This window comes from Campylobacterota bacterium (assembly GCA_020633995.1).
Lineage (GTDB): Bacteria > Babelota > Babeliae > Babelales > RVW-14 > JACKCO01.
On the sequence record JACKCO010000004.1, the window covers coordinates 457574 to 484422 of the forward strand.

General features: G+C 41.8%; 21 protein-coding genes and 3 tRNA genes. 10 read left to right on the forward strand and 14 right to left on the reverse strand.

The features are described from left to right. Window positions 1-17 precede the first annotated feature (17 nt). The 7 genes from H6679_05035 to lpxI all read left to right on the forward strand — a co-directional run bounded on the left by H6679_05035 (window position 18) and on the right by lpxI (window position 5210). Window positions 18-1106, forward strand: coding sequence for a hypothetical protein (locus H6679_05035; GenBank protein MCB9493612.1), 1089 nt, complete (start codon window positions 18-20; stop codon window positions 1104-1106). A 25-nt stretch (window positions 1107-1131) separates the two neighbouring features. Beyond that, window positions 1132-2064, forward strand: a complete 933-nt coding sequence (gene rsmH / locus H6679_05040; protein ID MCB9493613.1) for a 16S rRNA (cytosine(1402)-N(4))-methyltransferase RsmH — start codon at window positions 1132-1134, stop codon at window positions 2062-2064. Window positions 2065-2196: 132 nt separating this feature from the next. Beyond that, a complete protein-coding gene (gene spoVG, locus H6679_05045) occupies window positions 2197-2466 on the forward strand; it encodes a septation regulator SpoVG (GenBank protein MCB9493614.1) in 270 nt (89 codons plus the stop codon). Between the two features lie 26 nt (window positions 2467-2492). Then, window positions 2493-2567: transfer RNA gene (locus tag H6679_05050), tRNA-Gln, on the forward strand. A 73-nt stretch (window positions 2568-2640) separates the two neighbouring features. Then, window positions 2641-3459 carry an acyl-ACP--UDP-N-acetylglucosamine O-acyltransferase gene (lpxA, locus tag H6679_05055; protein ID MCB9493615.1) on the forward strand — a complete coding sequence of 273 codons (819 nt, stop codon included), beginning with the start codon at window positions 2641-2643 and terminating at the stop codon, window positions 3457-3459. Between the two features lie 6 nt (window positions 3460-3465). Then, a complete protein-coding gene (locus tag H6679_05060) occupies window positions 3466-4410 on the forward strand; it encodes a Gfo/Idh/MocA family oxidoreductase (protein MCB9493616.1) in 945 nt (314 codons plus the stop codon). Continuing rightward, window positions 4407-5210 (forward strand): UDP-2,3-diacylglucosamine diphosphatase LpxI, encoded by an 804-nt coding sequence (gene lpxI, locus H6679_05065; GenBank protein MCB9493617.1) that lies wholly within the window; start codon window positions 4407-4409, stop codon window positions 5208-5210. Before H6679_05060 ends, lpxI begins: the two co-directional genes overlap by 4 nt. A 6-nt stretch (window positions 5211-5216) precedes the next feature. Here the strand turns inward: lpxI and H6679_05070 are convergent, their stop codons facing one another. The 4 genes from H6679_05070 to murD form a co-directional block, all read right to left on the reverse strand. Next, window positions 5217-5897, reverse strand: coding sequence for a hypothetical protein (locus H6679_05070; protein ID MCB9493618.1), 681 nt, complete (start codon window positions 5895-5897; stop codon window positions 5217-5219). A gap of 141 nt (window positions 5898-6038) precedes the next feature. Beyond that, window positions 6039-8783 carry a hypothetical protein gene (locus H6679_05075; GenBank protein ID MCB9493619.1) on the reverse strand — a complete coding sequence of 915 codons (2745 nt, stop codon included), beginning with the start codon at window positions 8781-8783 and terminating at the stop codon, window positions 6039-6041. Window positions 8784-8927: 144 nt separating this feature from the next. Further along, window positions 8928-10049, reverse strand: coding sequence for a putative lipid II flippase FtsW (gene ftsW / locus H6679_05080; GenBank protein ID MCB9493620.1), 1122 nt, complete (start codon window positions 10047-10049; stop codon window positions 8928-8930). A 96-nt stretch (window positions 10050-10145) separates the two neighbouring features. Beyond that, the gene (gene murD / locus H6679_05085) at window positions 10146-11630 is read right to left on the reverse strand and encodes a UDP-N-acetylmuramoyl-L-alanine--D-glutamate ligase (protein MCB9493621.1); all 1485 of its coding nucleotides are present in this window, start codon (window positions 11628-11630) and stop codon (window positions 10146-10148) included. A 190-nt stretch (window positions 11631-11820) separates the two neighbouring features. Here murD and H6679_05090 point away from each other — a divergent pair, with 190 nt between their 5' ends. Next, complete coding sequence (locus H6679_05090; GenBank protein ID MCB9493622.1) at window positions 11821-12564, forward strand: hypothetical protein; 744 nt, start codon at window positions 11821-11823, stop codon at window positions 12562-12564. Window positions 12565-12570: 6 nt separating this feature from the next. On the opposite strand, the gene H6679_05095 is transcribed toward H6679_05090, so the two are convergent. The 6 genes from H6679_05095 to H6679_05120 all read right to left on the reverse strand — a co-directional run bounded on the left by H6679_05095 (window position 12571) and on the right by H6679_05120 (window position 18345). Beyond that, window positions 12571-14316 carry an ATP-dependent DNA ligase gene (locus tag H6679_05095; protein ID MCB9493623.1) on the reverse strand — a complete coding sequence of 582 codons (1746 nt, stop codon included), beginning with the start codon at window positions 14314-14316 and terminating at the stop codon, window positions 12571-12573. A 4-nt stretch (window positions 14317-14320) separates the two neighbouring features. After that, window positions 14321-14920 carry a glycerol-3-phosphate acyltransferase gene (locus tag H6679_05100; GenBank protein MCB9493624.1) on the reverse strand — a complete coding sequence of 200 codons (600 nt, stop codon included), beginning with the start codon at window positions 14918-14920 and terminating at the stop codon, window positions 14321-14323. A 17-nt stretch (window positions 14921-14937) separates the two neighbouring features. Next, a tRNA-Met gene (locus H6679_05105) sits at window positions 14938-15014 on the reverse strand. 11 nt (window positions 15015-15025) lie between these two features. Further along, a complete protein-coding gene (gene secD / locus H6679_05110) occupies window positions 15026-16675 on the reverse strand; it encodes a protein translocase subunit SecD (protein ID MCB9493625.1) in 1650 nt (549 codons plus the stop codon). Between the two features lie 37 nt (window positions 16676-16712). Next, window positions 16713-16799: transfer RNA gene (locus tag H6679_05115), tRNA-Leu, on the reverse strand. 337 nt (window positions 16800-17136) lie between these two features. After that, the gene (locus H6679_05120) at window positions 17137-18345 is read right to left on the reverse strand and encodes a hypothetical protein (protein MCB9493626.1); all 1209 of its coding nucleotides are present in this window, start codon (window positions 18343-18345) and stop codon (window positions 17137-17139) included. A gap of 280 nt (window positions 18346-18625) precedes the next feature. On the opposite strand from H6679_05120, the gene H6679_05125 reads away from it, so the two are divergent. Beyond that, window positions 18626-23608: a hypothetical protein gene (locus H6679_05125; GenBank protein MCB9493627.1), complete on the forward strand. Its 4983-nt coding sequence runs from the start codon at window positions 18626-18628 to the stop codon at window positions 23606-23608. Between the two features lie 1097 nt (window positions 23609-24705). Here the strand turns inward: H6679_05125 and H6679_05130 are convergent. Genes H6679_05130 through H6679_05145 form a run of 4 tightly spaced genes read right to left on the reverse strand, consistent with a single transcriptional unit; the run spans window position 24706 to window position 25536 of the window. Next, window positions 24706-24906 carry a hypothetical protein gene (locus H6679_05130; GenBank protein MCB9493628.1) on the reverse strand — a complete coding sequence of 67 codons (201 nt, stop codon included), beginning with the start codon at window positions 24904-24906 and terminating at the stop codon, window positions 24706-24708. 9 nt (window positions 24907-24915) lie between these two features. Continuing rightward, on the reverse strand, window positions 24916-25116 hold the full coding sequence (locus tag H6679_05135) for a hypothetical protein (protein MCB9493629.1): 201 nt from the start codon (window positions 25114-25116) through the stop codon (window positions 24916-24918). Window positions 25117-25125: 9 nt separating this feature from the next. Continuing rightward, complete coding sequence (locus H6679_05140; GenBank protein MCB9493630.1) at window positions 25126-25326, reverse strand: hypothetical protein; 201 nt, start codon at window positions 25324-25326, stop codon at window positions 25126-25128. Window positions 25327-25335: 9 nt separating this feature from the next. Then, on the reverse strand, window positions 25336-25536 hold the full coding sequence (locus H6679_05145) for a hypothetical protein (protein ID MCB9493631.1): 201 nt from the start codon (window positions 25534-25536) through the stop codon (window positions 25336-25338). Between the two features lie 168 nt (window positions 25537-25704). On the opposite strand from H6679_05145, the gene H6679_05150 reads away from it, so the two are divergent. After that, entirely contained in the window at window positions 25705-26841 is a 1137-nt protein-coding gene (locus H6679_05150) for a hypothetical protein (GenBank protein MCB9493632.1), read from the forward strand. Window positions 26842-26849 lie beyond the last annotated feature (8 nt).

Sequence of the window (26849 nt, forward strand, 5' to 3'; positions counted from 1 at the left end):
CCAAGGAGATGTACGTTATGAATAAAAAGAAATCATATCTTTTGTATGCTTGTATTGTCCACGCTTGCTTAATGCTGGCAAACTGCGGCAAAGAAGAAAAGCAAAACCAAAATCCTGCAAATAATGCGACTATACCCGCAGCACTACCCACTGAAGCCTTGCAGGCCGCAAGCAGCGAGGGGCATATTCCCACAACGCTACCTACAAACATGGTTGACTACACATTGCGCGCCGTCATAGAAGGTGGTCAAGATAGCCCTAAGCAAGTACCTCAAATTGATTTTGATGTTGAAAACCAAACGGGAAAAACGTTGTATGTTACCTGTTTCTCATACATCAAGAACCGTGACTTTGGAAACTGGCGTTGGGATAAATCACCAATTTATCAACTCAACCCAAACCAAAAAACAACCATCGATATAGACACCATTCCTGACGAACGTGACAGAAATTATGTTTTTGGATATCTGGGTGTCTGTGAATCATTTGAAGAGGCTGAACTTTCCTCTTATCAGCTGCTACCAGACAGAAAGAAGCTTGACCTTGATCAGCTCAGTAAACTCAAAGGAAAGAAGGTCGTTATTCAAATTGAACGCTATGGCTTTCACGGAGAACAGTTGGAGTATGACTTTATCGACAAGCAGAAACCGGTCAAAGCAGTTAAAGAACTTGACTTCATGATTGAAAACCAAACAGGCCAAGCAATTTATGTAACCTGTTTCGTTTACCAGAAGAGAGCAAAGGGACAATGGATCGCCGCAATTGAGCCCAAGGATGACATGACCGTGTGGCGTTTTGACAAAACTGAGCTACTCAGACTTGAGCCAGGCCAAGAAGCAATGATTGATGTAGACACGCTCTTTGCAAACCGAGACAGAACATATGTACGAGGCTATCTAGCACTCTTTAACGAAAATGAATTTGAAATTGCACAACAAGCAACGTATGAGTTGCTTGACTCTCACCGAAAGCTTCACCTTGGTGAATTAAGGCGATTGCACAATCAAAAGATTATCATTAAAGTTGAAGAATATGGCTTAACCAGTGACTTTATCGACTACACCATTAAACCAACACGGAAAATAGACTTTACAAACATTAAATAAATATTTCGATTGGCACACTAAAACAATGAAAAAAAAATTAACCCCAAATGGCACGTTACAAACAAAAAACTACCACCACATTAGTGTTATGACCAATGAAGTCTTAACCTACCTTGACCCTCAGCCAGGCAAGCTCTATGTCGACGCAACGTTCGGTGGGGGTGGCCATACCCGTGCCATATTACAAGCAGAACCACAGGCACACGTTTTAGCCCTAGACTGGGACCAAGAAGCGATTGAACACAATGCTGCCGCGCTAGAAGAAGAGTTTGGCGATCGATGCAATGTCGTGTGGGCAAACTATGCTCACCTGGCAAAAGTGCTCAAAAAAGAAAACATCAAACACATTGATGGTGCACTTGTTGATCTAGGCACTTCTCAGCACCAAATTCATCAAAAAGCAGGCTTTTCATTTCAAACAGACACCCCTCTTGATATGCGCATGTCCGCAGCTCACAGCAAGAAAACGGCTGCTCACATACTCAACACATACACAGAAAAAAAACTTGCCGATGTCCTTTTTGAATATGGGCAAGAGAAACAATCACGTAAAATTGCACACGCAGTTGTTGAGCAACGGAAAAAGAAACGTTTTGAAACAACCGGCGACCTCATTGAGGTCATCGAACGTATCATGCCCGCGGCGTTTTTCAAAGCTAAGCATCACATTCACCCTGCTACAAGAACTTTTCAGGCACTACGCATTGAAGTTAATGACGAATTTGCACATATTCATTCATTTCTTAAGGCATGCCTTGATCACTTCGCGCCTGATGGAAAATTGGTTTGTATCAGCTTCCATTCACTGGAGGATAGAATAATTAAAACCTTCTTTAAAGAACACTCAGACGCCCTAAAAATTATTACCAAAAAGCCAATAGTTGCTACAGACGAAGAAATTAAACAAAACCCATCATCACGATCTGCTAAGCTTCGAGCAGCTATTTGCATTAAATAGTAAAAAAATTTGACAAAAGGCCCATTAAGCTTTAGATTATTGCACATGATTGAACGTTATCTAAGGAACAGGTGCGAGGGAGAGCGCAGTAACAAGGTCTCGCAGCCTTTAGTTTTACACAAAGGATGGTCAATGGAGATTACTGAAATAAAGATTTTTCCTGCTAATGAAGGAAAGTTGAAGGCTTATGCAACAATGGTTTTTGATAACTGCTTCATTGTGCGTGATATGAAAATTATCCAGAGTGATAAGGGGTTGTTTGTATCAATGCCATCCCGCAGGAAAAAAGACGGTTCTTTTAAAGACATCGTCCATCCATTGAATGCAGACACGCGAAAAATGATTGAAGACAGAATCATTGCTGAGTACGAAAAATCGTCTGGCGAAGAGCAAACTGCTTAACTTTTGTTATTTTACTTTGAACTTTTTGGGGTGTAGCCAAGTGGTAAGGCAGCGGTTTTTGGTACCGCCATGCGTGGGTTCGAATCCTACCACCCCAACCAATGAATTTATTGAAATGATAACCACTTTAGAGTGGTTATCATTTTTTTTCTGGGTTATTTAACAACTATCACTATGACAACACCTCATACTTCATTCAAGCACGAACAATTTTTTACAGGTACACAGACCTTTGTTGATCCAACGGCCCTGCTTGGGCCAGACGTAATTTTGGAACCTGGAGTTAAAGTTGGTGCGTTTAGCGTCATCACCGGCAATGTCAAAATTGGTGCGGGGACCAAAATTTATCCACATGTTAGCATCGGCTTCTCAGCTCAAGCCCTTGGCGTAAATGTTGCACAGGGTTCAATTAGCATTGGTAAAAATTGTGAAATCCGCGAATATTCAAGCATCCACGCATCCAAGTATGCCGACGGCCAAACGCGTATTGGTGATAATTGCTACATCATGTGCTATGCGCACGTTTCACACGATGCAACACTTGAAAACAATGTTATTTTAACGAATAATGTCAGTCTGGGTGGACACACCTACGTCGAGCACAACGCCGTGCTCATGGCATATAGCGCAACCCATCAATTTTGTCGCGTTGGGAAATATAGTGCACTTGCTCCCTTTAGTGGTATTCGTCAAGATGCCCCACCATTCTGCCTTTTTGATGGAAAGCCGGCCCATTTTGTTAGGCTTAATGCAATTGGCCTACGTCGTGCTGGCATAACAAGTGACGATATCAATGCGCTTAAAAAAGTCTGTAGATATTTCTATCAGGATAAAAAGCCACTTGACCAACTTAAACGTTTACAAGATACTGAGTCCTGGGGAATAAATTCTTTCGTACAAGACTTTATTGCTTTTATTGAAACAAGCGAACGAGGCGTATCGCGCCGCAGCTTACTAGATGAAAACAAGATTAACCCATCAACAGAACAGTAACAAACTATGGTAACAATTGGTATTATTGGCCTTGGTCGCATGGGTGGTTATCACGCCTCTGTGTGCGCTACATCATCACATATAAAACTCGTTGGTGTGGCTGATCCAAACGAAAAAAACTTAAAAAAAATAACAACACCTCATGTCATCAAATCTGCTGACTACAAAGAGTGGATTGACCTCGTTGATGGTGTCATTATCGCAGTGCCAACGCAGTATCACTACGAAGTCGCAAAAGATTGCTTGTTACGCGGCAAACACGTCCTTGTCGAAAAGCCATTCACTCGAGAATTATGGGAAGCGGAAGAATTGCTTGGCTTGGCACAAAAAAATAACTGTGCACTCCATGTTGGTCACGTTGAACGATTTAATGGAGCCGTTCAAGAACTTAAAAAAATTATTAATAAGCCGTTCTTGATTGAAAGCCATCGTATGGGGCCCTTTGCCCCACGTGTTCAAAAAGATAGCGTGGTGCTCGACCTCATGATTCATGATCTTGATATAATTTTAAATTTGGTCAACTCACCTGTTAAACACATTAGTGCGCGTGGCCATAAGGTTTATTCTCAGCGTTGCGATATTGCCAACGTGCAAGTAAGCTTTGAGAATGGTACGATTGCAAATATTATCTCAAGCCGTGCTTCACAAATTAAACGACGCACTATGACGATTCACCAAAAGAAAGAGTTCATTCAACTTGATTTCACAACACAAGATCTCTCCATTCATCGCCATGCAAGCTCAAGCGTTGATATTGGCCTTGACCAACTCAAATATAAACAAGAAGAAACTATTGAGCACTTGTTTGTATACAAGGACAATCCATTAAAACTGGAAGTCGAATATTTTATCGACGCAATAAAAAACAAACAAAATATGATCAATCACAACCAAGATCTACCAGCACTCGACTTAACACTTGAAATTGACAGACTGATTGGGGCGGTATGATCGGCATTATTGCTGGAACAGGCGTTGTTCCCGCATATGCCTGTCGCAGTTTAAAATCAAAAAATAAAGATTTTTTTGTCATCTCACTCTTTCCGGAGCAAAATCTGGCTCTACTACAAGACGCCGTTGGTGCCAACATTGACATTGTCCCACAAGATTTTTGCAAAGCACAAGCTATTCTCGACACCCTTAAGGCACGCGGAACAACTCAAGTCTTATTCATTGGCAAGGTCGACAAGGGAAACCTGTTCAAAAAATTACGACTCGACACATTTGCTCTGAAATTGCTCGCATCACTTGTTTATAAAAGTGACAAGGCAATTATGGAGCGTCTTATCCAAGAACTGGCGCACCACAACATGCACGTCATTCAACAAAGCGATGTACTTGATGGCCTGTTAGTCAAACCGGGTATTTTGTGTGGCCAACTTGACAGCGAGCTAGAAGCAAATATCAAACTCGGCATGCACACAGCTGATGCTCTCTCTACTTACGAAGTCGGTCAAACTGTTGTGGTTAAAGATAAAGCCGTACTTGCCGTTGAAGGCGTTGAAGGAACTGACGCTTGCATTAAACGGGGCATTGAACTCGGAAACGGACGAGTTATCATCTGCAAATCTGCACATGCTACACACAATGCACAGTATGATCTGCCAACCCTGGGGCCGGAATCACTCACCTCTCTCAAATTCGGGCAAGTCCATGCTCTCGCATGGAATAGTGAACGAACGCTCATCGTTGAACGTGAAAAATTTGTTAGCTTAGCCAAAGAACTTGCTATCACACTCGTCTCTGTCTAGATTTCACTATTTTTTCATTTCCTTTATAGCTTGAAAAAGATCCTGGCACCAATTCCTATACCTTACTTTAAAATCACACTTCCTGTTGGTACCAACAAAAAAACACTCATTGTTTTTTACCGTAATAATGTTGGCCGCAAGCTCTATGAGAAATTTTTCATCAAAATCGTCGGTTTCAGGGCTATAGATTAATAAAGCAATACCTCTAAAAAAATCGCTAATCTCTTCGCCTTCGTCAACGCTCGCCTCATAGATATTTTTTTTAATAAGTCCTTGCAGTAAAAAAGTAGCAATTGAAAGATTTTCACTGTAAACAGCATGACCAAAAATCTTATTTATTAGATCTTGTTTTTGTAGTTGTTCGAGCTTGCAGTTATTAAACAATTTTTTGATCAACTCTTCATTGTTTCTGTATTTTCCTGTAAGTAAGGCATAATCAAGAGCATATCCAGCATCATCATGATTTAAAAGTTGCACTTCGGTCCAATCTGGCTCAGAAAAACCTGCAAATTGACTTCCCTTAAAGGGATTTCTTTCATCTCTTTTATTATCATATCCTGCTATGGTCATTGCAAGATTAACTATTTTTAATTTGACCGCCCTGAGCATATCACTAACTGACGGCTCCACTATACCGCCTGAGCAAAACAGCATAATCATGACAGCACACCACACCTTAAATTTCATCTCTATTTTCTCCCTCACTCTACCTATTCAGCAAAAGCAAACCTCTTTTTTAGAGTACATGACTTTATTTCTTACCCACAATAAAAAAGACCATCTAAAAATAGATGGTCTTTTAAACATTCATTTATCATGCACTGTCGATTATGCTCCTCCATACCAACCAGCCCAGTACCCTGGCCCAGGACCCCATTTTTTAGTAACTCTGTCTGCGATATACTCACTCCCCACTGCAGCACCAACACAACTACCAACCAAGCCCATAATATTGTTTTCAACGTGTGTAAGTAATTGATCTGCAAACTTATCTAGCGAGCCAGGCTCTATGCGACTGAATGTACTGTACAACTCAACGATTTCAAGATGGGTCAACAACTGACAGTCATGGAAGAAATTAAGCATCTGAATAACTATACACTGGTCAACTTCTAGTGGATCAACTGGCATTTCGCTCACATTACCCGTTTCATAGAACGGACGAATCATCATACGCTTCCACTCAAGTTCGCTGTTAAACAACATGATAATCATATCTTTGAGCAATTCTCTCATTCCCTCTATATTTTTGTCGACAGCTTTACCAGCTTCATCACATGATTCTTTTTCTATAACCTTACACCAAGAAAGAAAATCAAGGGCTTGTCGTCCTGCAAAGCCAAATCCTGCTTTGATATCGCTTCCATATTTTTTACCTATGACACGCCCCCAGAATCCACCAGCTTGGCCAAGGCAATACTTTAACATTTGCTCTTCAAAATAGTAAAAATCTCTGTCCCGAGGTGAAAGCTTATGAATAAGCTTTTCTTCATCAGTCAGTATCTTCTTGTCTATTCCCTGCCTGCGTGCCTCTTTTTCTTTTTCTAGGTTTTTTTCATAACGTACGTCGCTATACTTATGGTCGTATAGTCCAGAGCTATATTGCGCAATATGCTTGTGAAGAGGAGAATCTTTGTTCACCAGAGAGATATAAAACAATGTTGTAATAACTTCAGCAGCTAACTCGGGTTTAACAATACCCATGGTTGAATTTTCTATCGTTTCAAGGTCTTGTGCATCAAGGACTCCATCAATTGCCTGGTAAATTGGCCGAATGATTAACTTATTCTTCAAAATTGAAAGAACTCGTAGACTCGCCCACTTCCAATAGCTATATTGCGCAGGAATGCTTCGTTTAAAAAACGCTTCAAGCGTATCTATGTTGCCATCAGAAAGAAGTCGATCCTGACCTTCAACACCAATAAGTTGAAAGTAAATCCAAACCGCACTCAAAAACATCATTGCTGACTTCAGACTATGACGCGATGTTATCAGCATCCCAAGGCCTGATCCAAACATAGTAAAGAGTAATGCAAGTGGATTCCACTTAGCTCTATTAATGGTGTATACATTCTTCCCCCCAAGCGATACCTTTGAGGGAACGATTTGTTCAAGCATACCTTTCATTAATGAGATATCAACACCCTGCACTACCTTGGTCAAGACATCTTTGTTCAGATCGGAACGATTATTTTTATACTTCCAGATAACTGCTGGAATATGTGGAATCAAGGTCAAGAAAAAATGCTTAGCTGTACTTTTTGGCGAATAAAGAAGTCTGGTCATATTCATACGGCGATCATCAATCTCTCGTTGATGATCATCAAAATACATTTCTGCCCACAACGACGCTAAATCAAGACCTCCCATAAATACCCACAACATATCTTTTGAAACATTACCCCATTCAAAATGCACAGTCTCTTTCAATGTCATCAGCTCGTCTAGTGTATGCAGGTAATCTTTCACTTCACCAAGCCAATGGCGCAATGCTGTACGCTCTTTTTGCACGGTGCTTTCAAGAAACACTTTTTCAAGATCTCGTTTCACATCACTCAAAATACTACGGGCGTGACTCACCTGCGGAGCCAGCGAGTCAAAGTAAACCTTAAGCAGATTGTTAAAATGATTTTCATCATGTTCATCCCCATGCTCTATCGTCTTATAAATAAGATGCAGCATACGCACAAACTTACCCATCACATCTTCAATCTTATCAACCTCTTCTACTGGCAATTGAGCAATGCTATCAAGCAAATTTGTTAAGTCTTGCTTCTCGTAAATGCCTTCTTCAAGCCCGCGACCATAAGCAAGATCTTCAATCATTTGTTTAATTGCTTCAAGGCTCATGCCCTTGGTTCCAAACACGAGGGTATTGAATGAGCCATCACTAAGGGCACGACAAAAGTCGCTATACTCTTTTTCAAAAGGCTCAATATGCTCTTTATAATCCTGACTCATTCGATCACATGAGGCCAACCACTCATCAATTTCTTTTGTCAAGATTTGCAAATGATGCGAAAGCCCACATTTTTTTATGACTTCATCATATTCACGAAAAGCCTGATCAAGCTTTTCTCTGACTTCTTCTGGCAATGACTGTTTCATTTCATTGCGACGCATCTCTTCTTCCATCTCAATCATGCTCAACAATGCTTTTGCCAGCTCGGGCATCTTTTCACGCATGCCGGATAGCATTCCTACTAAGTCCTGTCCCCCAGTACTAAATGGATTTTGCTCACTATCCTGAGTTGATCTTTCAACGTCATCTCCCGCCGTATCTTGTTGTGGCTTCCCCGTTAAATCTGATAAAAAATCTTCGAATAAAACACTGAGTTCTTCTTGCCGGCGAGCAAGGGAAGCTTCTTGTTCAAGCTCTTCTTCTCCTGACAATTCACCATCAGGGTCCTTTTTTACTCGAAAGCCTTCTTGACTATGGGGATTTTTATGACCTACAGTAGTCTGCTGGTCTGCAACATTTTTATGATCTTCTGCCTGCAAAAAAACTGGTACCATAAGAACAATAGCACACAGCGATAGACGCAATAGCGCCTCACACAACCTTTTTTTCATAAAAAATAACCCTTTTATAAAGATGTATTAAGCATATACAGCAATTTTGCGTACCATTAAGTATGTCAACCTTGCAAAGAGTGTCAACAGAGGCTCATAAATGAGCATTTTACAAAAGAGTCAAAAAATGACAAAAAGAAAACACTAGAAACTTCGAAGTGTCATATGTGTCCGCACAAAGTTAGTAATGAGACCCGCCATCATACAAAGTGCAATCAACGCTGTCCCTCCGTAGCTGACAAAGGGCAACCCTAGTCCCTTAGTAGGGAGCATGCCTGAGGCAACCATCAAATTAATACCCGCCTGCAAAGTAATGAACAACACAAAACCAAGTGTTGTAAAAAATTGAAAGGGATCTTTTAACTGCAAGGCTAAGCGCAGACCTGAAAAACAAAGAACAAAATAGAGCAACAACAATATTACAGATCCTGCAAACCCTGTCTCCTCGGCAATAATTGAAAAAATAAAGTCGGTATGCTGCATCGGTAAGTAGAAAAATTTTTGCTTTGAATTGGCTATACCAAGCCCCCAAATATGTCCCGATCCGATAGCAATAAGCGACTGAATAATTTGAAAACCGCGGCCTCGTGGATCTGACCAAGGATTAAGAAAAATTAAAATCCGATGAAGACGATATGAACGTGAAACAATCAAATAAAGCAACACTGGCACACTTGCAACAAGTGTCACAAACAAATGGGCAAATTGAAACCGCGCAATAAAAAAAATCATGATAGATGTTGAAAACATTGTCACTACAGAACCAAAGTCAGGCTGCTTAAGCAATAACAGAAACGTAACCCCTAAAATTGCTATAAATGGTACATAACTTTGAACGAACGACCGTATGTGTAAATACTTACGATCAAGAAAAAAGCCAATATACATGAAAAAAAAAACTTTCAAAAACTCGCTCGGTTGAAAACTAAAGCCAAAAACATTGAGCCAGCGACTAGATCCATGACAATGAGCTCCTAAACTTGGTACCAATGTTAGACCAGTCAATACAAGTGCAGCAAAAAAAAGCAGTGGCGTACTACGTTTAATTAAACCAAATGGCACACGAGAACAAAAAACAAAACTAATCAAGCCTATGCAAAAGTAGACAGATTGTTTTTTCAGAAAATAATGTGCCGATCCAAACTTTTCAAGTGCATACACAGAACTTGCTGAATAGATAAAAACAAACCCAACCAAAACTAAAAACAGTGCCGTCATTAAAAAGGTATACAAATGATATTTTATTACAGAACGAGGAACTGCCATACCTACTCCCCCCCCAAAATTACCGTGAATTTCCCAGCGCGTGTTTAGTGTAGAAATTTAGAAAGAGAATATGCAACTATCTAAAAAAAATGCCCCTTATTTGGTCACGCCAAATTTTTTCCAAACAAGCTCTTTAAACGCATTGCCACGCTCCATGTAATTTGTATACTGGTCAAAACTTGCCCCACCAGGGGAAAACAATACCTGATCCCCCAGCTGAACATCATTGGCAATAGATTCAACAACCTGTTCGAGTGTTTTCATTGGATATACTTGTTCAAAATCAGCACACGATTGGCCAAAGCAGTATACGCGCTTAACAAATGGATTCCCTGCAAGCCATTTACCCAACCATCCGCGCTTTACACCCTTGTCTGTTCCACCGAGTATAACAATAAGCGGCCGCTTATTATGCGAGAGGCGTTCTACTGCTGCCTGCGTCGCTTGAGCAATCGTGGCCTTTGAGTCATTGTAAAAATCAACTCCATTAGGCGAACAAATTAACTCTAAACGATGCTGTTGGTAAGAACGTAAGGATTCATTGTGCAATGATTCATGTACCCTTTGCACCGAAAAAAAGTCAAAATCTGCTCCCAAAAAGTAAAGCGCTCCTACCAAGACAAGTATGTTTGCAATAAAAATATTTCCAGGAAAAAAAGCAACTGGACAAAGCTTTTTCTGTTTTGCGCACACGCCATCTTTAACACACTCGTACCAAATTATTCCATCATTAATGTACAACAGTGAGTAGTCTTTAAGTGGAATAAGCTGGAAAAACTCATCCCCAGAACGTGTAGCATCAAAAAAACAAATGTGTGACTTCACCCTTGCTAGCAACTCGCTCGTCATTTTTACAAAGTCATCCTCAAGTAACTGAGCAGAAAGCAACGCAACTTGGTGTTCTTTCTGAGCAAGCAAGAGACTACCTTTTGCATCAAAATAATCTTTTATAGTACGATGGCGATCGAGATGATTGGGGTAAAAGTTTGTCCAAATAGCAATGTCAACATTACTTTTACTTGACAGTTCAAGTTGAAAGCTGGATAACTCTGCAACGCAGAGATCATCACAGCCTTGAGAAGAAATCAAGTCTAGTAATCCGACACCAATATTACCAACGGCATGAGCTTTAAATCTTTTACACCCTAAAAAAGACATCCCTGAGATAAGTTGCGCTAGCAGTGCGGTTACACTCGTCTTGCCAACAGATCCAGTCACTCCAACCACCGGCTGTTTGTAGCATGCTGAAAATAAATCAAGCTCGTTGATCATTTTGTACGCATACATCAGATATGCCGATACATCGACACTCGCACTCACAAAAACAGCATCATGCTCAGCAATAAATTCACTCAAGGTTTGATTCTGCCCGCAGACAAATTCAGCATTAGCCTGCGCAATCATCATTAATTCATCAGCACCAAGTAAACGCTTATCCCAAACACGTAATTGTATCATTTTTTCTTTGATATCGTAGCCCGGCAGCTGGCTCATGCAAGAAGCTGATACATGGTGTGAAAAAAAGTTCAGTGCCGATTTACCAACAATACCAAAACCTATAATCCCTATTCTATAACTCATAATACCTAATCCAACACTATAATTTTTCTTTCTGCCACAAGCAAAAGTCTTCCATTCCCGCAAGAATATTGCTGCACTTAAAACAATTCCAGTACAGTAAAGATGTATACGATTCTATTGATAAACGGTGCAAAAGAAAAGCAGTGATAATACATCATCTGCCAAGCTCATTTTTGAGGGGGATAAAAATATGAAAATGCTGGCTTTATTCATTATCTTTCTGCTCACCACTTGTGTAACAGAAAGCTCTTTACCAAATCAGACCAGACACACCTACACAAAACAAAATGGTTTAGAAATTCTTCTAGCTTTATCAAAAGCAGCGATAACTGGCTATTCCTTTAATCCAAACACACAGAATTCATCTGCCACAACGCACACCACTCTGGCTGTTCTTAAAGACTTAGCATCACTTGGCAATGCCACAGCATCTCACTGCAACAAATCACAAAGCGCAAGCTTACACTACCGTTACGTATGGATGTTATATGACATACACCATCTACTTTACCATCTTTGGTTATACATCTCCGGAGATAATGATTCACGCAGTGAGCTAATGCGTAACTTTTTTAATAAAAGCGATTGTAACCGCGTCAATAACATTATTCAATTGCTGCATTACTCACTCGCAACTCTACAAAGTATATGCGGAACAAATATTGCACTAACTATTCCACAGGATAACTATCTCGAGGAATGCTACCTATTGCAAGCTATTGAGGCATTCACTAGGAGCCTAACCGAATGTTTTATACACAAAAACACTCAATATCTGACAAAGCCCCATCTTGTTTTTATTTTGGCAAACTTGGCTTACACAACTTATTACATTCACAGCTACATTAACAGCCCACAAAAAACTGCTGAAAAAAAGAAAAAAATTAAAGAACTTGGTAGCCTTATAAATTTATTTGCTGACGATGTTTTTTAAGGCAAACTATGCACTTTGCAGCTCATATAGCGAAATAAGCTCTTCAACTGTTGTTGCATGAGTTGGTGATTTATCTGAACGTTGACTAACAATGCGAGGGAAGCGTAGTGCAATTCCCCTCTTTGTTGACGTCTTTCCGGCTTGATGAAGGGGTGAGCGAGTCAGCTCATCAGCATACACAACACACACGAGCTTTGGGGCCACCCACACATCAGGATGTAGTTCCTTTGAACAGACAACCTGTACTGGTTTTTCATTAACAGCATACTGATCACACGCCTTTTTATACTCAACCCACTCCTCATCACTTAAGCCGGTTCCAATCTTTGCAACAGTAGCAAAATTATCTTTTTTCTCGTCATACACGGCAACAAGTAATGCGCCTATTCCCAATGCTGCTCGTTTACCCCGTCCATGATAATAACCCACTATGACACAATCTAGCGTATCCTGCACGCCAGATTTTTTTGAATGTGTCTTCTTTAATTTGATCCAATTGAAGTTTCTTTTCCCTGGTTGATATGGTGCATCTCTACGCTTGACCACAAGCCCTTCAAGCCCTAAGGCTATCACCTCGTCAAAATAGTCTTGCAGCGAATCTGAATCATTAAAGGGAATTTCTTGTATCGGTAAAACAATGGTTGAGTCAGTAATTTTTTTAGGACAAAGATCCAACAAAGTATCTCGCCTATCGTGATGCGGCTTATCCAACAGCGATTGACCATTCACATACAGACAATCAAAGAGATACAACTTAAGAGGATAATCCTCAACAAATTTTTCAACATCATATTTACGCTTACGCTTTACCGTTTCTTGAAATGGTAAAAAGTTACCGCTATTTGGATCAAAGGCAATTGCCTCGCCTTCAGCTATCAAAGAGTCAACGTTGAGATTTTTAACTGCATCATATAAATCAGGAAACATGTCGGTCATATCCTGCAAATTGCGAGAAAAAAAACGTATATTTTTGTTTTTATCTACATGAATTTGCAGACGAAACCCATCAATTTTCGGCTGCGCAACACACATCCCAATTTTTTTGATAACCGCTTTGGCATCTTTCAAACGTTCTGCTGCCGCAGGCCTGATGGGAATGCCCGGTGTTACATCAATCGATGCTAAACCCTTTTTCCCTTTCTCTTTAAGCACAATCACAATTAAGCCAATGTCGGCGCAAATATTATATGCATGTTCAAGTTCTTTGCGCAACGACTTATCACCAACTTCCATCCATGAAAATGCGTCAAGTAAGGTCATATCAGAAAAACCAAGCCTCAGTTTCCCCAGTATTATACGTATGACAAACTTTGCTGATACAGGATCGAGTTTTTTCAGCAAACTAAGCATCGCAGCCTCTTTTGCCTCCTGTGACCCCCTTCCCGTCAGCTCGAGAAAATCCGAAAGGGCACCATAAACATACTCCAGTGTTTGATCTATGTGGCTACTTCTTTGCCAATCACCTTGTGCGGCAATACTGCCACTATCACCCAATCTTGCTGCTTGCTTGGAAATAGCTTGGAGAGAATAGCCAAGCAGTTGAGCTAATACTTTGTTCATACTCTTTTGTGCAAAGTTGAACTGTACCTGCATGTAGGGAGGTTTTAAAGAGCCCAACGTCAAATATGCAATCATGCCAGCCTCGGCAGGACTTGCTTTGCTAAATAAATCAGCAAGCAACTTAGTCATCGTTAGACGAGCAGATTCTTGTTCTATCTCTTCAAACGCCTGGGCTACATGCACAAATTTCATATGCTCACCTTCTCAGATTGTGCCGTAAAAAATTTATAATATTTTGGTAATGCATAACCAATGACCAGATAAACAAACAAACCAAAAATGTAAAGAACGTATCTAGCCCATAAAATACAGCATAAAAAACAAGGAGCACTGCTATGCTCACAAGTGATGCAATAAAGGGCTGTGCAAAAACAACAAGCATAACTAGCCACGTCAGTACAAACAAGATAATACAAGGGAACGGTACAAAGTATGTCACGATGCCAAGTCCAGTAGCAACTCCTTTCCCACCCTTGAAGTTCAAAAAAACTGAAAACGCATTACCTAAAAGCAACGCTGCGGCCAGCACATACAAAAAGTACTGAGCTGAATCAGAACCATTTATCCGGCAAGCAACACACTTCAGAAAAATAAATGCTTTTGCAGCATCAATAAAAAAAATATACGCAAAATACTGCAAGCCTAAGACTCGTGCAACATTACTTGCACCGATATTACCAGAACCATGCCTCGTGATATCAATCCCTTTTGCTAAGCGAGCAAAAACGTACCCTGTTGGAAAGGACCCAACCAGATACGCTAATACTAGTAATAAAAAGGGAGAGGCTTCATACATAACTTCTACAAGGGAAATGGTAGCGGCGCAGGGATTCGAACCCAGGACCTACGGATTATGATTCCGTCGCTCTAACCAACTGAGCTACGCCGCCACGAAAATTGACTAAAATTTCATTTCTTTGATGCCAAACATATCAAGCAAGAAAACAAACATTGCCTTGAGGAAATAAATACCCGAAAGCAGTGTTGCCACAATCCCTGCCATCAACGTCACGGCAAAACCTTTAATAGCCGGCCCACCAAATTGGTAAAGCACCAAACCCGTCAAAAAGGTCGTTATATTAGAATCCATGATAACAGCCATCGCACCACCAAACCCATGGTTAATAGCAGTACGCAGGCCTGTACCCGCTGCAAGCTCTTCCTTAATTCGTTCATAGATCAAAATGGAAGCATCGATAGCCATCCCAATGGTAAGTACTATACCAGCAACACCAGGAAGCGTCAATGTAGCCTTAAGATAAGATAAACAAACAAGTGTTAGGAAAATATTACATACAAGTGCAATAACCGCTAATAAACCCGGAATTTTGTAGTACAAGATGCTAAATATAAATACCAAGAGCAAGGCTATCAAACATGACATAATACCACTATTAATCGAATCTTGTCCGAGAGAAGCCCCTACACGATTCTCCTGCTCAATCTTGAGTGGCGCATGCAACGCACCGGACTTAAGGACCAACGCAAGATCAAATGCTTCATTGCGCGTAAAGTTCCCCGAAATCTGTCCAGAACCCCCACTCAACTCTTGCTTGATGTTTGGCGCCATGTAAACAACATCATCAATAATAATACCTAAATTACGGCCAATATTATTACCTGTTAACTCTGCAAATTCACGGCCTCCGGCGCTATCAAGTTTAAAACTAACAACTGGGCGGTTAAACTCATCATACTCTACACGAGCTGAAACCATACGATCACCCGTAAGGTCAGGAAAAGCCGAAACTAGGTACCAACGCGTTTCCTGTTCTCCCTCTTCCACTCGACCAGGAATAATCATCTTATCAGATGGCAAATCATGATCAAAGTCGTCCAACAAACTATCTTTCGTCGCTGCAACCTTCTCGACAATTTTAAATTCCAGGTGTGCGGTTTTTGTAATCACTGATTTAACATGCTCAGGATCGTCAATACCAGGAAGTTGTACCACAACTTGGCGATCACCATGTTCTTGCACAACAATACCTTCAACCCCATAACCACCCAAACGATTACTTAGTACATTAACTGCCTGTTCAATTGCGCCAGTACGTATTTCTAATTCAACCTCAGGTGCAAGCATTACCTCTACTGCAGCCTCAGACTGCTTGACACGAAGCAATCCCTTGCGCACATCCTTCAGTAAATTAGCGCAGGCTCGAGCGGCTTCATCATTTGCAAACTCAAGCTCTATACGATCACCAAGTACTTGTTTTTTAGTAGGAAGCGATCTTAAACCCTTTGTTTGAAACAAAGTATCAAAGTTTTTATTTTCTAGAGCCAACTTATTTTCAATTGCTTTTTCAAGTTCAACACCAAGCACCAAATACGTTCCACCCGCTAAATCAATTCCTTTTTTGACATGGGTCAATTTAAGAGCCCGTCCATAACGTTGTACGCTATCCCAAATAGACTCTTGCTTATCCACTTCAACAACAAGTGCTTTTTTATCAAATGAAAAAATAAAGTAGGAACAGACGATAAGGGCTGCAATCCACAGCATAAACGGAGAAAAAAGAACTCGGCCAAGTCGCGCCTGGGTATTCATCTAATACTCCCTTTTGAAAATAAATTGGTACAAAAAATGGTGCCGAGGAGGGGACTCGAACCCCTATGGGATTTCTCCCGCTGCCCCCTTAAAGCAGTGCGTCTACCAGTTTCGCCACCTCGGCAACAGATTCAAATTATCACGCGTTTTAGAGTTTAATATGCCAAAATAATTTTGTACAGGATCTTTTGCTGCTAAAACATTGCAAAAATGTATCAAATGATCTGACACTTTGCAAGCCATAAAAAGTTTTTTTATCAATTTTTCAAAAACTTTTGCTTTCCGCTTTCTCGAGTCGCAATATCTCGACAGCCTCTAATAGAGGCATTAATGACAAAACCAATCTAACATTTACAGCAAAAGACTCTATGATTTTGTACAAATCATAACCTAAAGAAATACAAATTAAAACCTCGCAAGTCTTGCTGGGGCCGACAAAAAATAGTCAGCCCCCCACAATCTTACGGGTCATTGGAAAAACTACTCAGGCCTGCCCCTTTCTCCTCACTACAACCGGGAGAAAAAGTGTCACCAACAGCTATGCTTGTCTGACGCCCTCCCGAAAGCTTTTGGCAGAATGCTTCTTCCAAATCCCTAGTACCTACAAAGCGTGCCTTTGAATCACAATCCGGCCTGGTAAAAATAGATCGGTATCCACATGGCAACAACAACTTTTTCAAAAGATCAAGCTGATATATTTCGATCACAACTACAATTCTTGACACATCGTTGGTTTCAAAAATACTAAGTAACACACTTAATGTGTAAAAAAGGTCTCCCATCCTTTCTATAACCTCACTAACTTGAGCATATTTCTTTGTATAGCCAAACGCTTCAAAATCAATGCCATAACCTTCTTGTAATAGTTTAAGACGACTTTGCTGCCAATGAGTAAATCCTTGCCACGACTCATTAGACATTGTTGGATATATCTGCATAAAATTATTTACGGCATTTTCAAGCGCTTCTACAACAAATTTTGACCTGTCATAATCGTTGCCTTGCTGTTTTTTCAGCTCACTAATAAAACAGTCAGTTGCAAGCTTTAATAAACTGGTACTTCCATCGCATTCGCCCTTCAGCTCTTTCAGCTCATTGTACAAATCCCTCAGCTCATAAAGTGCTTCGTCAATAACGGTGAGTCCCAATCTCGAAGCACGTTCAATAATGGCACACCGTAACTTATTGTATTCCTCAAAGAGTTTATCCCAGGTTATGTCATAAACATTGAGTGTGCGACCCTCTTGCACTCCCTCTGGCGGCAACCCCCAAAGAGGCGGTATAGGTGTAAAAAAATCTTGATACCCCAAAAGCCAGTAGCGACACTCAACATTTTCAAGCCGAGCATCACGTCGAGCCCATTCCTCATACAATAACGCACCCATACCTCCAGAAATCTCCCGTGCTTGCTGAAAATCATAAATTCCCCGCCAATCAAGCGCAAGCCAGGCCATATCATCATCCTGCTGTTGTTGCACACGCAGTACGTCCATCTGCACCTCCTGCAGGGTTGCTCGCTCCTGCTGCGAAAAGTCTTGTCCATCCACAGCAAGCACATGAATAGTTTGGTCACCAGGTCCTGAAAGCACGTCAACCTCCACTATAAGGCCATATACCCTTAAATTTCCAATTAAAGCCATCATAAGAAAAACTTTTTGACAAACATTCATACCAACTCCCCTTCTGAAAGTGCCACTCATCCTTCTTTATTTTTTTTATTTTCAAATAGAATTATTGACTATGCATTGCTATATTTTGTTATTCTTAATTGTGTAGAACTATGCATTCAAAAAGCGACAAAAATATAAAAAACACCAAACATGGCTTTATATAAAGCATTTTTTCGATTTTGAGGGGAGAAGTGGGAATGCTTCTTTGCATGTTGCAATCACTACAACCAAAGCTCATAACTGCGTACAAGAGAGCTATTAGAACAATCATGGTGCTATGATGAACAGAAAACGATTACTGTCGTTACTTTTCATAGTAACGACAGTACTTTCACTGCAAAATTCTGTACACACACGTAGTATTGAATACGGTGATGCAGCACTACTTTTCACCGTAGGAAACACTTCCGTGGTTGGCTCTCCCGTGGAGCTTTGGGAGCCACAAAAGCATTTATTTCACGGAGCCCCTGCCAACGACGCCAGAAGCCGCTGGGTTATTGATTCCCCTTCAGGCAAGACTGGCATCGTCAAAAATGGTGATGTCATTCAACTCAGAAACGGTTGGAAAAATAACTATTCTATGTACACACAAGCGGGTCTAGCATTTGGAAACGTTGCCCCATCTGGAACACTTCCCACAGGAGGGACACCCATCAAATGGACTGATGATCCTTATTCATCGGCTCAAGAACTTACTAATCGCTACTGGATTGTTCAGATTGATGGAAAAGCAACTGGTGCAAATTGGGATCATACTGATCTAGTCCAATTCAAACACCAAGCAACAAACAGTTACATGATTATGTCTTCAGTCACCATCGATGTCCGCAGAGACAATGAATACACAGGTACTGACTATCGAAAAGCACTAGGGACACAACCTGGCAGTGGAACAACGTTTCGAGTAGACCAAGTAGAAAACAAAGATCTCACTCAACCTGACTCACCAGCCAGTTCAACAGAACCTATGCCAGCACCAACCGGCATGGAAGACAACGTCTGGTGCATAACCTCAACAAACGACATCTTCTTTCGCGAGGGCATTACCACCGCGGTGCCTAAAGGTACCAGCTGGTCTCAAATTACTGGGCTCAAGGCTAAAGAACTTGCCGTTTCACCCGAAGGTTCTGTCTGGGCTATTGACCTCAGTGACCAAATATTTTTCAGAACCGGCATTACACAAGACAACCCTAAAGGTAGCAGCTGGACCCAAGTATCAGGACTACTAAACCAAATTGCCCTGGGCCCTAACGGCCAACTCTGGGGTAAAAACTCAAGCAACACACTGTTTGTCAGAACTGGCATTACTCAAGCCGCGCCCATGGGAACCACTTGGGAAGTTGTTGATCAGAATATTGCCCAGGTTGCAGTCGGCGCTAACGGCTCGATTTGGGCGTTAAGCACTACAGGCGTAACTGGTGGCAATGAAATTAAATATCGCACAGGTGTAACTAGTTCAAATTTTAAGGGAACTGGATGGCAAATCGTTGCGGGCGGACTTAACCACATTGCTGTTGGTCCTAATGGGCAAGTGTGGGGGAAAAATACTTCAGCCGTAATCTTTGGCAGAACGGGTGTCACCAGCACAGACCAAATAGGGACAGGATGGAAGGACTGTGGCACCGGTAGTAGCAATATTGCTGTATCCGTCAACAACCACTGCTGGACTGCTCAAACAAATCAAAGCGTTGTTTTTTCAGCAACCGCTGATGTCAACAACATGGCATGGGAATCCGCCAGCGGCGTACTAACAAAAATTTATGCTGGTGGTAGACCCCCAGCAGCGCTCCCATTTGACCCAACCAAACATACACACAATCCACCAGCGGGAACCACATTTAATGATGCATGGCAGCTACCTGAACCAAATAGAGGCCTCATTAAATTTCAAGCAAAAGGGAATGATATTTATGTTGACCTTTCTCAACTCAAAGCAGCACAAAACAATCAGACTTATAAAGCAATTATTGGTGGATGGAGTAATACTCAGTCAGCTATTCAAAGACTTGGTGGCATAGAACAACTAGCAGCTGTAGGTACTGATAGCACCACAAACTTCCATGACTATTGGATGTCCATTGATGGGGGTCTTATAAAAATTGGTAAAGGCACAGAGTACGACCAAAACAAATTTATAGAACTTAATGACCCTAGCACTATCGCTAACATCATCTACGTTGGTTTTGGCGGTTGGGACCTAGCAGTAGAATTTCAAAACATTAACATTCAACCACTACCGACAGCTCCAGTGCAAACTGGCGCAACCTTTTCTGTTGCCTTTGGATATTACGACTTCTTTGGCACAGCCCTTGATATAACATCAATCATGACGCAAAAACTTCAACAAGATGCTATGCTTGATCTTCCTGCAAATCTAAACACTTATTTTTCTCAGCCTGCTACAACAGGTAATCCTAAAGTTCTTTTGTATGGAACCATCTCTGCAGCCAGCCACCAAATTTATCACTTACAGCCAGAAGGGCAAGGTTCATACATCGGGGAAATCACAACAGCTCCCGTATCTCAAGCATTAACACGGGAAGTTGACCCAACAACAATAACTCTTCCTAGTACTTTCCCCCCAGTCTATCCACCAGCAAGCATGCAAGTCGTTAATGCAACATATACTACTGGCTCAACTCAAACCGATGTCACTACACAGCTTAAACAAAATGTTCAAGCAAATGGCTTTCCATTTGCCCCAAATATCAAACAGTTGCTCGGCAACGCTGACACCAATGTCAATACTCTCACAATTACCCTACGTATTGAAAACATCATATCACAAGGCACAAACATTGATGTCACATTTCGTGTCACAGACAATAAACCACTCTTCCTCTATCTCTTAGATTACGCAAGCTTTGAATCTATTATGCTACAACCCCCACAAACCGCACCCCCTACACCAATAACACCAACCCCTGCAAGCTTTACTATTTCGGGGGCGTGGTATGGCGTTGAAGGTCAAAGCAATCCAAATGTCCAAACAACACTTTCTCAGCAACTTAATGCAGATAAATATTTGAACATGCCTGCCGGCATGGCAGCCTATTTTGGGCAGGACCCATTTCCTGGGCAAAAGAAGCAACTTGCTGTTTCACTGTCGGCTAAAGATGCCTTAGGTACAACACAAACGTACCGCCTCGACTTCAGATCTCCAGAAGGATTTGGCTCTCATCTGGGTGAGGTACTTGCAATGGCAGTCAGTGAAACCACCACACCTGACGTTGACCCAACAACAAAAACACTACCCGACGGATTTCCCAGCATGATCGCCCCAATTCCTATGCAAGTTATTGGCGCAACATATCCCACCCAATCCAATGATGTAACAGCACAAATAAAACAAAATCTACAACAGTATGGCTTCATCTATTTCCCAGATCTTCAGGCAGAACTCGGTGCCGCCAACGACCCCGCAAAAGACCAACTCGCACTCTATGTTCGCATCAAGAATCCCCAAAATCAAAGCCAAAACCTTATCGTTGTAGGTACCTTTCATGCCAACAAACCAGTTATTTTTTATCCCATCAACTACACTACTCCCGGCCCCATGTTGCAACCACCTGTAACAGGTCCACAATTACAAGAGGCAATAACTGATCGCCGTGGTAACAAATGGGCACTAACCTCAACACCTCACCCCACTCAGGCAAATGATTTTGAACTTTACTTTCAGCCTTCGGGTAGCACACAGTGGCAACAAGTTCCTGCCGCTGCAAAAGATATCGCAGCACATCCTAGCCTTGACCAAGTTTGGGTCACGCAAAGTCAGCAACTTGGCTACAAAATTCACGCTCGGACAAACATTACTGATTCCCAACAAAGTGGCTCTGGTTGGCAAGCCGTTCAGGGGGCACTCAAAGATATTTCTATAAACTCGTTTGGGTTCTTCTCCGGGACTGGTACTGACAACCAAAAATATTATTCCCTAACCAACAACCCAACAGACCCACAATGGACACTCGAACCTGACCTTGTCACCCTTCAGTCAGATCTAGATGCATGTAATACTCAAGTAAAAACACTAACCAATCAAATTACCACACTCACAGGGGAACGAGACAAAGCATTGACAGATTTAAATGCTGCGCAGCAACAAATAACAACACTAACAAACCAAGTCAACACCTTAACTTCAGAACGCGATAAAGCACTTACTGACCTAAGCACAATACAAAATCAGATAACAATACTTAATAATCAAATCAACACACTCACTAACCAAATCAACACACTAACTTCCGAACGCGATAAAGCCCTAACCGACCTAGCTACAGAACAAGGGCTAAACTCAACCCTGACAAACCAGATCACCACATTAACTAATCAAGTAAATGTACTCACAACAGAACGTGATAACGCACTAGCTAATTTAAATACAGCTCAACAACAGGTAAATACATTAACCTCTGAGCGAGACCAAGTACTTACTGATCTGACCGCAGCACAAAATCAAGCAACTACTCTCTCTAATCAAGTCACTGCACTGACTAATCAAGTCAACACACTAACAACAGAACGTGATAATGCACTCAATGACCTTGCTAATGCAAATCAACAAATAAACACTCTAACCACAGAGAAAAATCAACTCACTAGTGACCTCAACAACACACTTGCTTTACTTGACAATGCTAATAAGCAAATTAGCACTCTGACCAACGATCTTAATGCCGCCATTGCTCAACGTGACAACTTACAAAATGATTTAAACACAAAGCAAGGTGAACTTGATCAAGCAAATCAAAATATTTCAAATCTAACTACTCAGCTGAATCAGGCAACTTCTGAACGAGATGCCCTACAACAAGATCTAAATACCAAAATCCAAGAGCTTGCAGCCGCAAACAAACAAATTAACGATCTCAATACACAGATTGGAACACTTAATAAGCAATTAACAGATGTGACTGCCGAACGTGATAACCTCCAAAACAACTTAACACAGACTCAAGGCGATCTTGACAGCGCTAACCAACAAATCACCAACCTCAACAATCAAATCAACACCCTCACCCAAGAACGTGATAACCTCCAAAACAACTTAACACAAACTCAAGGCGATCTTGACAGCGCTAACCAACAAATCACCAACCTCAACAATCAAATCACTACCCTCACCCAAGAACGTGATAACCTCCAAAACAACTTAACGCAAACTCAAGGCGATCTTGACAGCGCTAACCAACAAATCACCAACCTCAACAACCAGATCACTACCTCACCCAAGAACGTGATAACCTCCAAAACAACTTAACACAGACTCAAGGCGATCTTGACAGCGCTAACCAACAAATCACCAATCTCAACAATCAAATCAACACCCTCACCCAAGAACGTGATAACCTCCAAAACAACTTAACACAGACTCAAGGCGATCTTGACAGCGCTAACCAACAAATCACCAATCTCAACAATCAAATCAACACCCTCACCCAAGAACGTGATAACCTCCAAAACAACTTAACACAGACTCAAGGCGATCTTGACAGCGCTAACCAACAAATCACCAACCTCAACAATCAAATCACTACCCTCACCCAAGAACGTGACAACCTGCAAAACAACTTAACGCAAACTCAAGGCGACCTTGACAGCGCTAGCCAACAAATCACCAACCTCAACAATCAAATCACTACCCTCACCCAAGAACGTGATAACCTCCAAAACAACTTAACACAGACTCAAGGCGATCTTGACAGCGCTAACCAACAAATCACCAACCTCAACAATCAAATCACTACCCTCACCCAAGAACGTGACAACCTGCAAAACAACTTAACGCAAACTCAAGGCGACCTTGACAGCGCTAGCCAACAAATCACCAACCTCAACAATCAAATCACTACCCTCACCCAAGAACGTGATAACCTCCAAAACAACTTAACACAGACTCAAGGCGATCTTGACAGCGCTAACCAACAAATCACCAACCTCAACAATCAAATCAACACCCTCACCCAAGAACGTGATAACCTCCAAAACAACTTAACGCAAACTCAAGGCGACCTTGACAGCGCTAACCAACAAATCACCAACCTCAACAATCAAATCACTACCCTCACCCAAGAACGTGATAACCTCCAAAACAACTTAACGCAAACCCAAGGCGACCTCACAGCTGCTAACAATGAAATCGACAACCTCAATACGCAACTCTCACAAGCGACGGCTCAAAGTGATCAATGTGATACAAACTTAGCAACAACACAACAACAGCTTGACGACGCTAACACTCAAATTGACGCTCTCAACAAACAGCTCACCGATGCAACTGCTGAACGCGATAAAAATGCCACAGACCTGACCAACACACAAAAACAACTTGATGACACTAATAAACAAATTACCGACCTACAAACTCTGCTCACCACCACCGAAGGGGAGCGGGACAAAGCACTTGCAGACCTTGACACCGCACAAAAAGAGCTTAGTAACGCTAACACTCAAATTGACAACCTCAACAACCAAATTACCGACGCCATCGCTGAACGCGATAAAAATGCCACAGACCTGACCAACACACAAAAACAACTTGATGACACTAATAAACAAATTACCGACCTACAAACTCTGCTCACCACCGCCGAAGGGGAACGTGACAAAGCACTTGCCGACCTTGATACCGCCCAAACAGAGCTTAGTAACGCTAACACTCAAATTGACAACCTCAACCAACAACTTACCGACGCCATCGCTGAACGCGATAAAAATGCCACAGACCTGACCAACACACAAAAACAACTTGATGACACTAATAAACAAATTACCGACCTACAAACTCTGCTCACCACCACCGAAGGGGAGCGGGACAAAGCACTTGCAGACCTTGACACCGCACAAAAAGAGCTTAGTAACGCTAACACTCAAATTGACAACCTCAACAACCAAATTACCGACGCCATCGCTGAACGCGATAAAAATGCCACAGACCTGACCAACACACAAAAACAACTTGATGACACTAATAAACAAATTACCGACCTACAAACTCTGCTCACCACCGCCGAAGGGGAACGTGACAAAGCACTTGCCGACCTTGATACCGCCCAAACAGAGCTTAGTAACGCTAACACTCAAATTGACAACCTCAACCAACAACTTACCGACGCCATCGCTGAACGCGATAAAAATGCCACAGACCTGACCAACACACAAAAACAACTTGATGACACTAATAAACAAATTACCGACCTACAAACCCAACTCGCCACCGCCGAAGGGGAACGGGACAAAGCACTTGCCGACCTTGATACCGCCCAAACAGAGCTTAGTAACGCTAACACTCAAATTGACAACCTCAACCAACAACTTACCGACGCCATCGCTGAGCGCGATAAAAATGCCACTGATTTGGCCAACACACAAAAACAACTTGATGACGCTAATAAACAAATTACCGACCTACAAACCCAACTCGCCACCACCGAAGGGGAACGTGACAAAGCACTTACCGACCTTGATACTGCACAAAAAGATCTTAATAACGCTAATACTCAAATTGACAACCTCAACAACCAAATTACTACCCTCACCCAAGAACGTGATAAGGCCCTTGCTGATCTTGAAACAACCCAACAGGAGCTCACTAAAGCTCAGGCCGAAGTAGCAAAACTTAACAATGATTTCCAACAGCTTAATGACAGCCAAACCGCAACGCTTGAAGAGCTTGACAAAGTTAAGCAAGATCTTCAGCAAGCCCAACAAGAAATTAGCAAGCTTGAAAAACAACAAACTGACAACCAAGTAACCATTGACAAGCTCAACGCTAATCTTTCAGCTGTACAAACCCAGCTTACCACCACCGAAGGGGAACGGGACAAAGCACTTGCCGACCTTGACACTGCGCAAAAAGAGCTTAACAACGCAAATACTCAAATTGATACCCTTAACAAGCAGCTTACCGATGCAACTGCTGAGCGCGATAAAAATGCCACTGACCTGGCTAACACACAAAAACAACTTGATGACACTAATAAACAAATTACCGACCTACAAACCCAGCTCACCACCACCGAAGGGGAACGGGACAAAGCGCTTGCCGACCTTGACACTGCGCAAAAAGAGCTTAACAACGCTAACACTCAAATTGATACCCTTAACAAGCAGCTTACCGATGCAACTGCTGAGCGCGATAAAAATGCCACAGACCTGGCTAACACACAAAAACAACTTGATGACACTAATAAACAGCTTACCGATCTACAAACCCAGCTTACCACCACCGAAGGGGAGCGGACAAAGCCCTTGCAGACCTTGACACCGCACAAAAAGAACTTAATAGCGCTAACACTCAAATTGATACCCTTAACAAGCAGCTTACCGATGCAACTGCTGAGCGCGATAAAAATGCCACTGACCTGGCTAACACACAAAAACAACTTGATGACACTAATAAACAGCTTACCGATCTACAAACCCAGCTTACCACCACCGAAGGGGAGCGGGACAAAGCCCTTGCAGACCTTGACACCGCACAAAAGAACTTAATAGCGCTA

Coding starts and splice junctions, on each gene's coding strand:
- H6679_05035 (MCB9493612.1), top strand. CDS start 18: ATGAATAAAAAGAAATCATATCTTTTGTATGCTTGTATTGTCCACGCT.
- rsmH (MCB9493613.1), top strand. CDS start 1,132: ATGAAAAAAAAATTAACCCCAAATGGCACGTTACAAACAAAAAACTAC.
- spoVG (MCB9493614.1), top strand. CDS start 2,197: ATGGAGATTACTGAAATAAAGATTTTTCCTGCTAATGAAGGAAAGTTG.
- lpxA (MCB9493615.1), top strand. CDS start 2,641: ATGACAACACCTCATACTTCATTCAAGCACGAACAATTTTTTACAGGT.
- H6679_05060 (MCB9493616.1), top strand. CDS start 3,466: ATGGTAACAATTGGTATTATTGGCCTTGGTCGCATGGGTGGTTATCAC.
- lpxI (MCB9493617.1), top strand. CDS start 4,407: ATGATCGGCATTATTGCTGGAACAGGCGTTGTTCCCGCATATGCCTGT.
- H6679_05070 (MCB9493618.1), bottom strand. CDS start 5,897: ATGAAATTTAAGGTGTGGTGTGCTGTCATGATTATGCTGTTTTGCTCA.
- H6679_05075 (MCB9493619.1), bottom strand. CDS start 8,783: ATGAAAAAAAGGTTGTGTGAGGCGCTATTGCGTCTATCGCTGTGTGCT.
- ftsW (MCB9493620.1), bottom strand. CDS start 10,049: ATGGCAGTTCCTCGTTCTGTAATAAAATATCATTTGTATACCTTTTTA.
- murD (MCB9493621.1), bottom strand. CDS start 11,630: ATGAGTTATAGAATAGGGATTATAGGTTTTGGTATTGTTGGTAAATCG.
- H6679_05090 (MCB9493622.1), top strand. CDS start 11,821: ATGAAAATGCTGGCTTTATTCATTATCTTTCTGCTCACCACTTGTGTA.
- H6679_05095 (MCB9493623.1), bottom strand. CDS start 14,316: ATGAAATTTGTGCATGTAGCCCAGGCGTTTGAAGAGATAGAACAAGAA.
- H6679_05100 (MCB9493624.1), bottom strand. CDS start 14,920: ATGTATGAAGCCTCTCCCTTTTTATTACTAGTATTAGCGTATCTGGTT.
- secD (MCB9493625.1), bottom strand. CDS start 16,675: ATGAATACCCAGGCGCGACTTGGCCGAGTTCTTTTTTCTCCGTTTATG.
- H6679_05120 (MCB9493626.1), bottom strand. CDS start 18,345: ATGAATGTTTGTCAAAAAGTTTTTCTTATGATGGCTTTAATTGGAAAT.
- H6679_05125 (MCB9493627.1), top strand. CDS start 18,626: ATGAACAGAAAACGATTACTGTCGTTACTTTTCATAGTAACGACAGTA.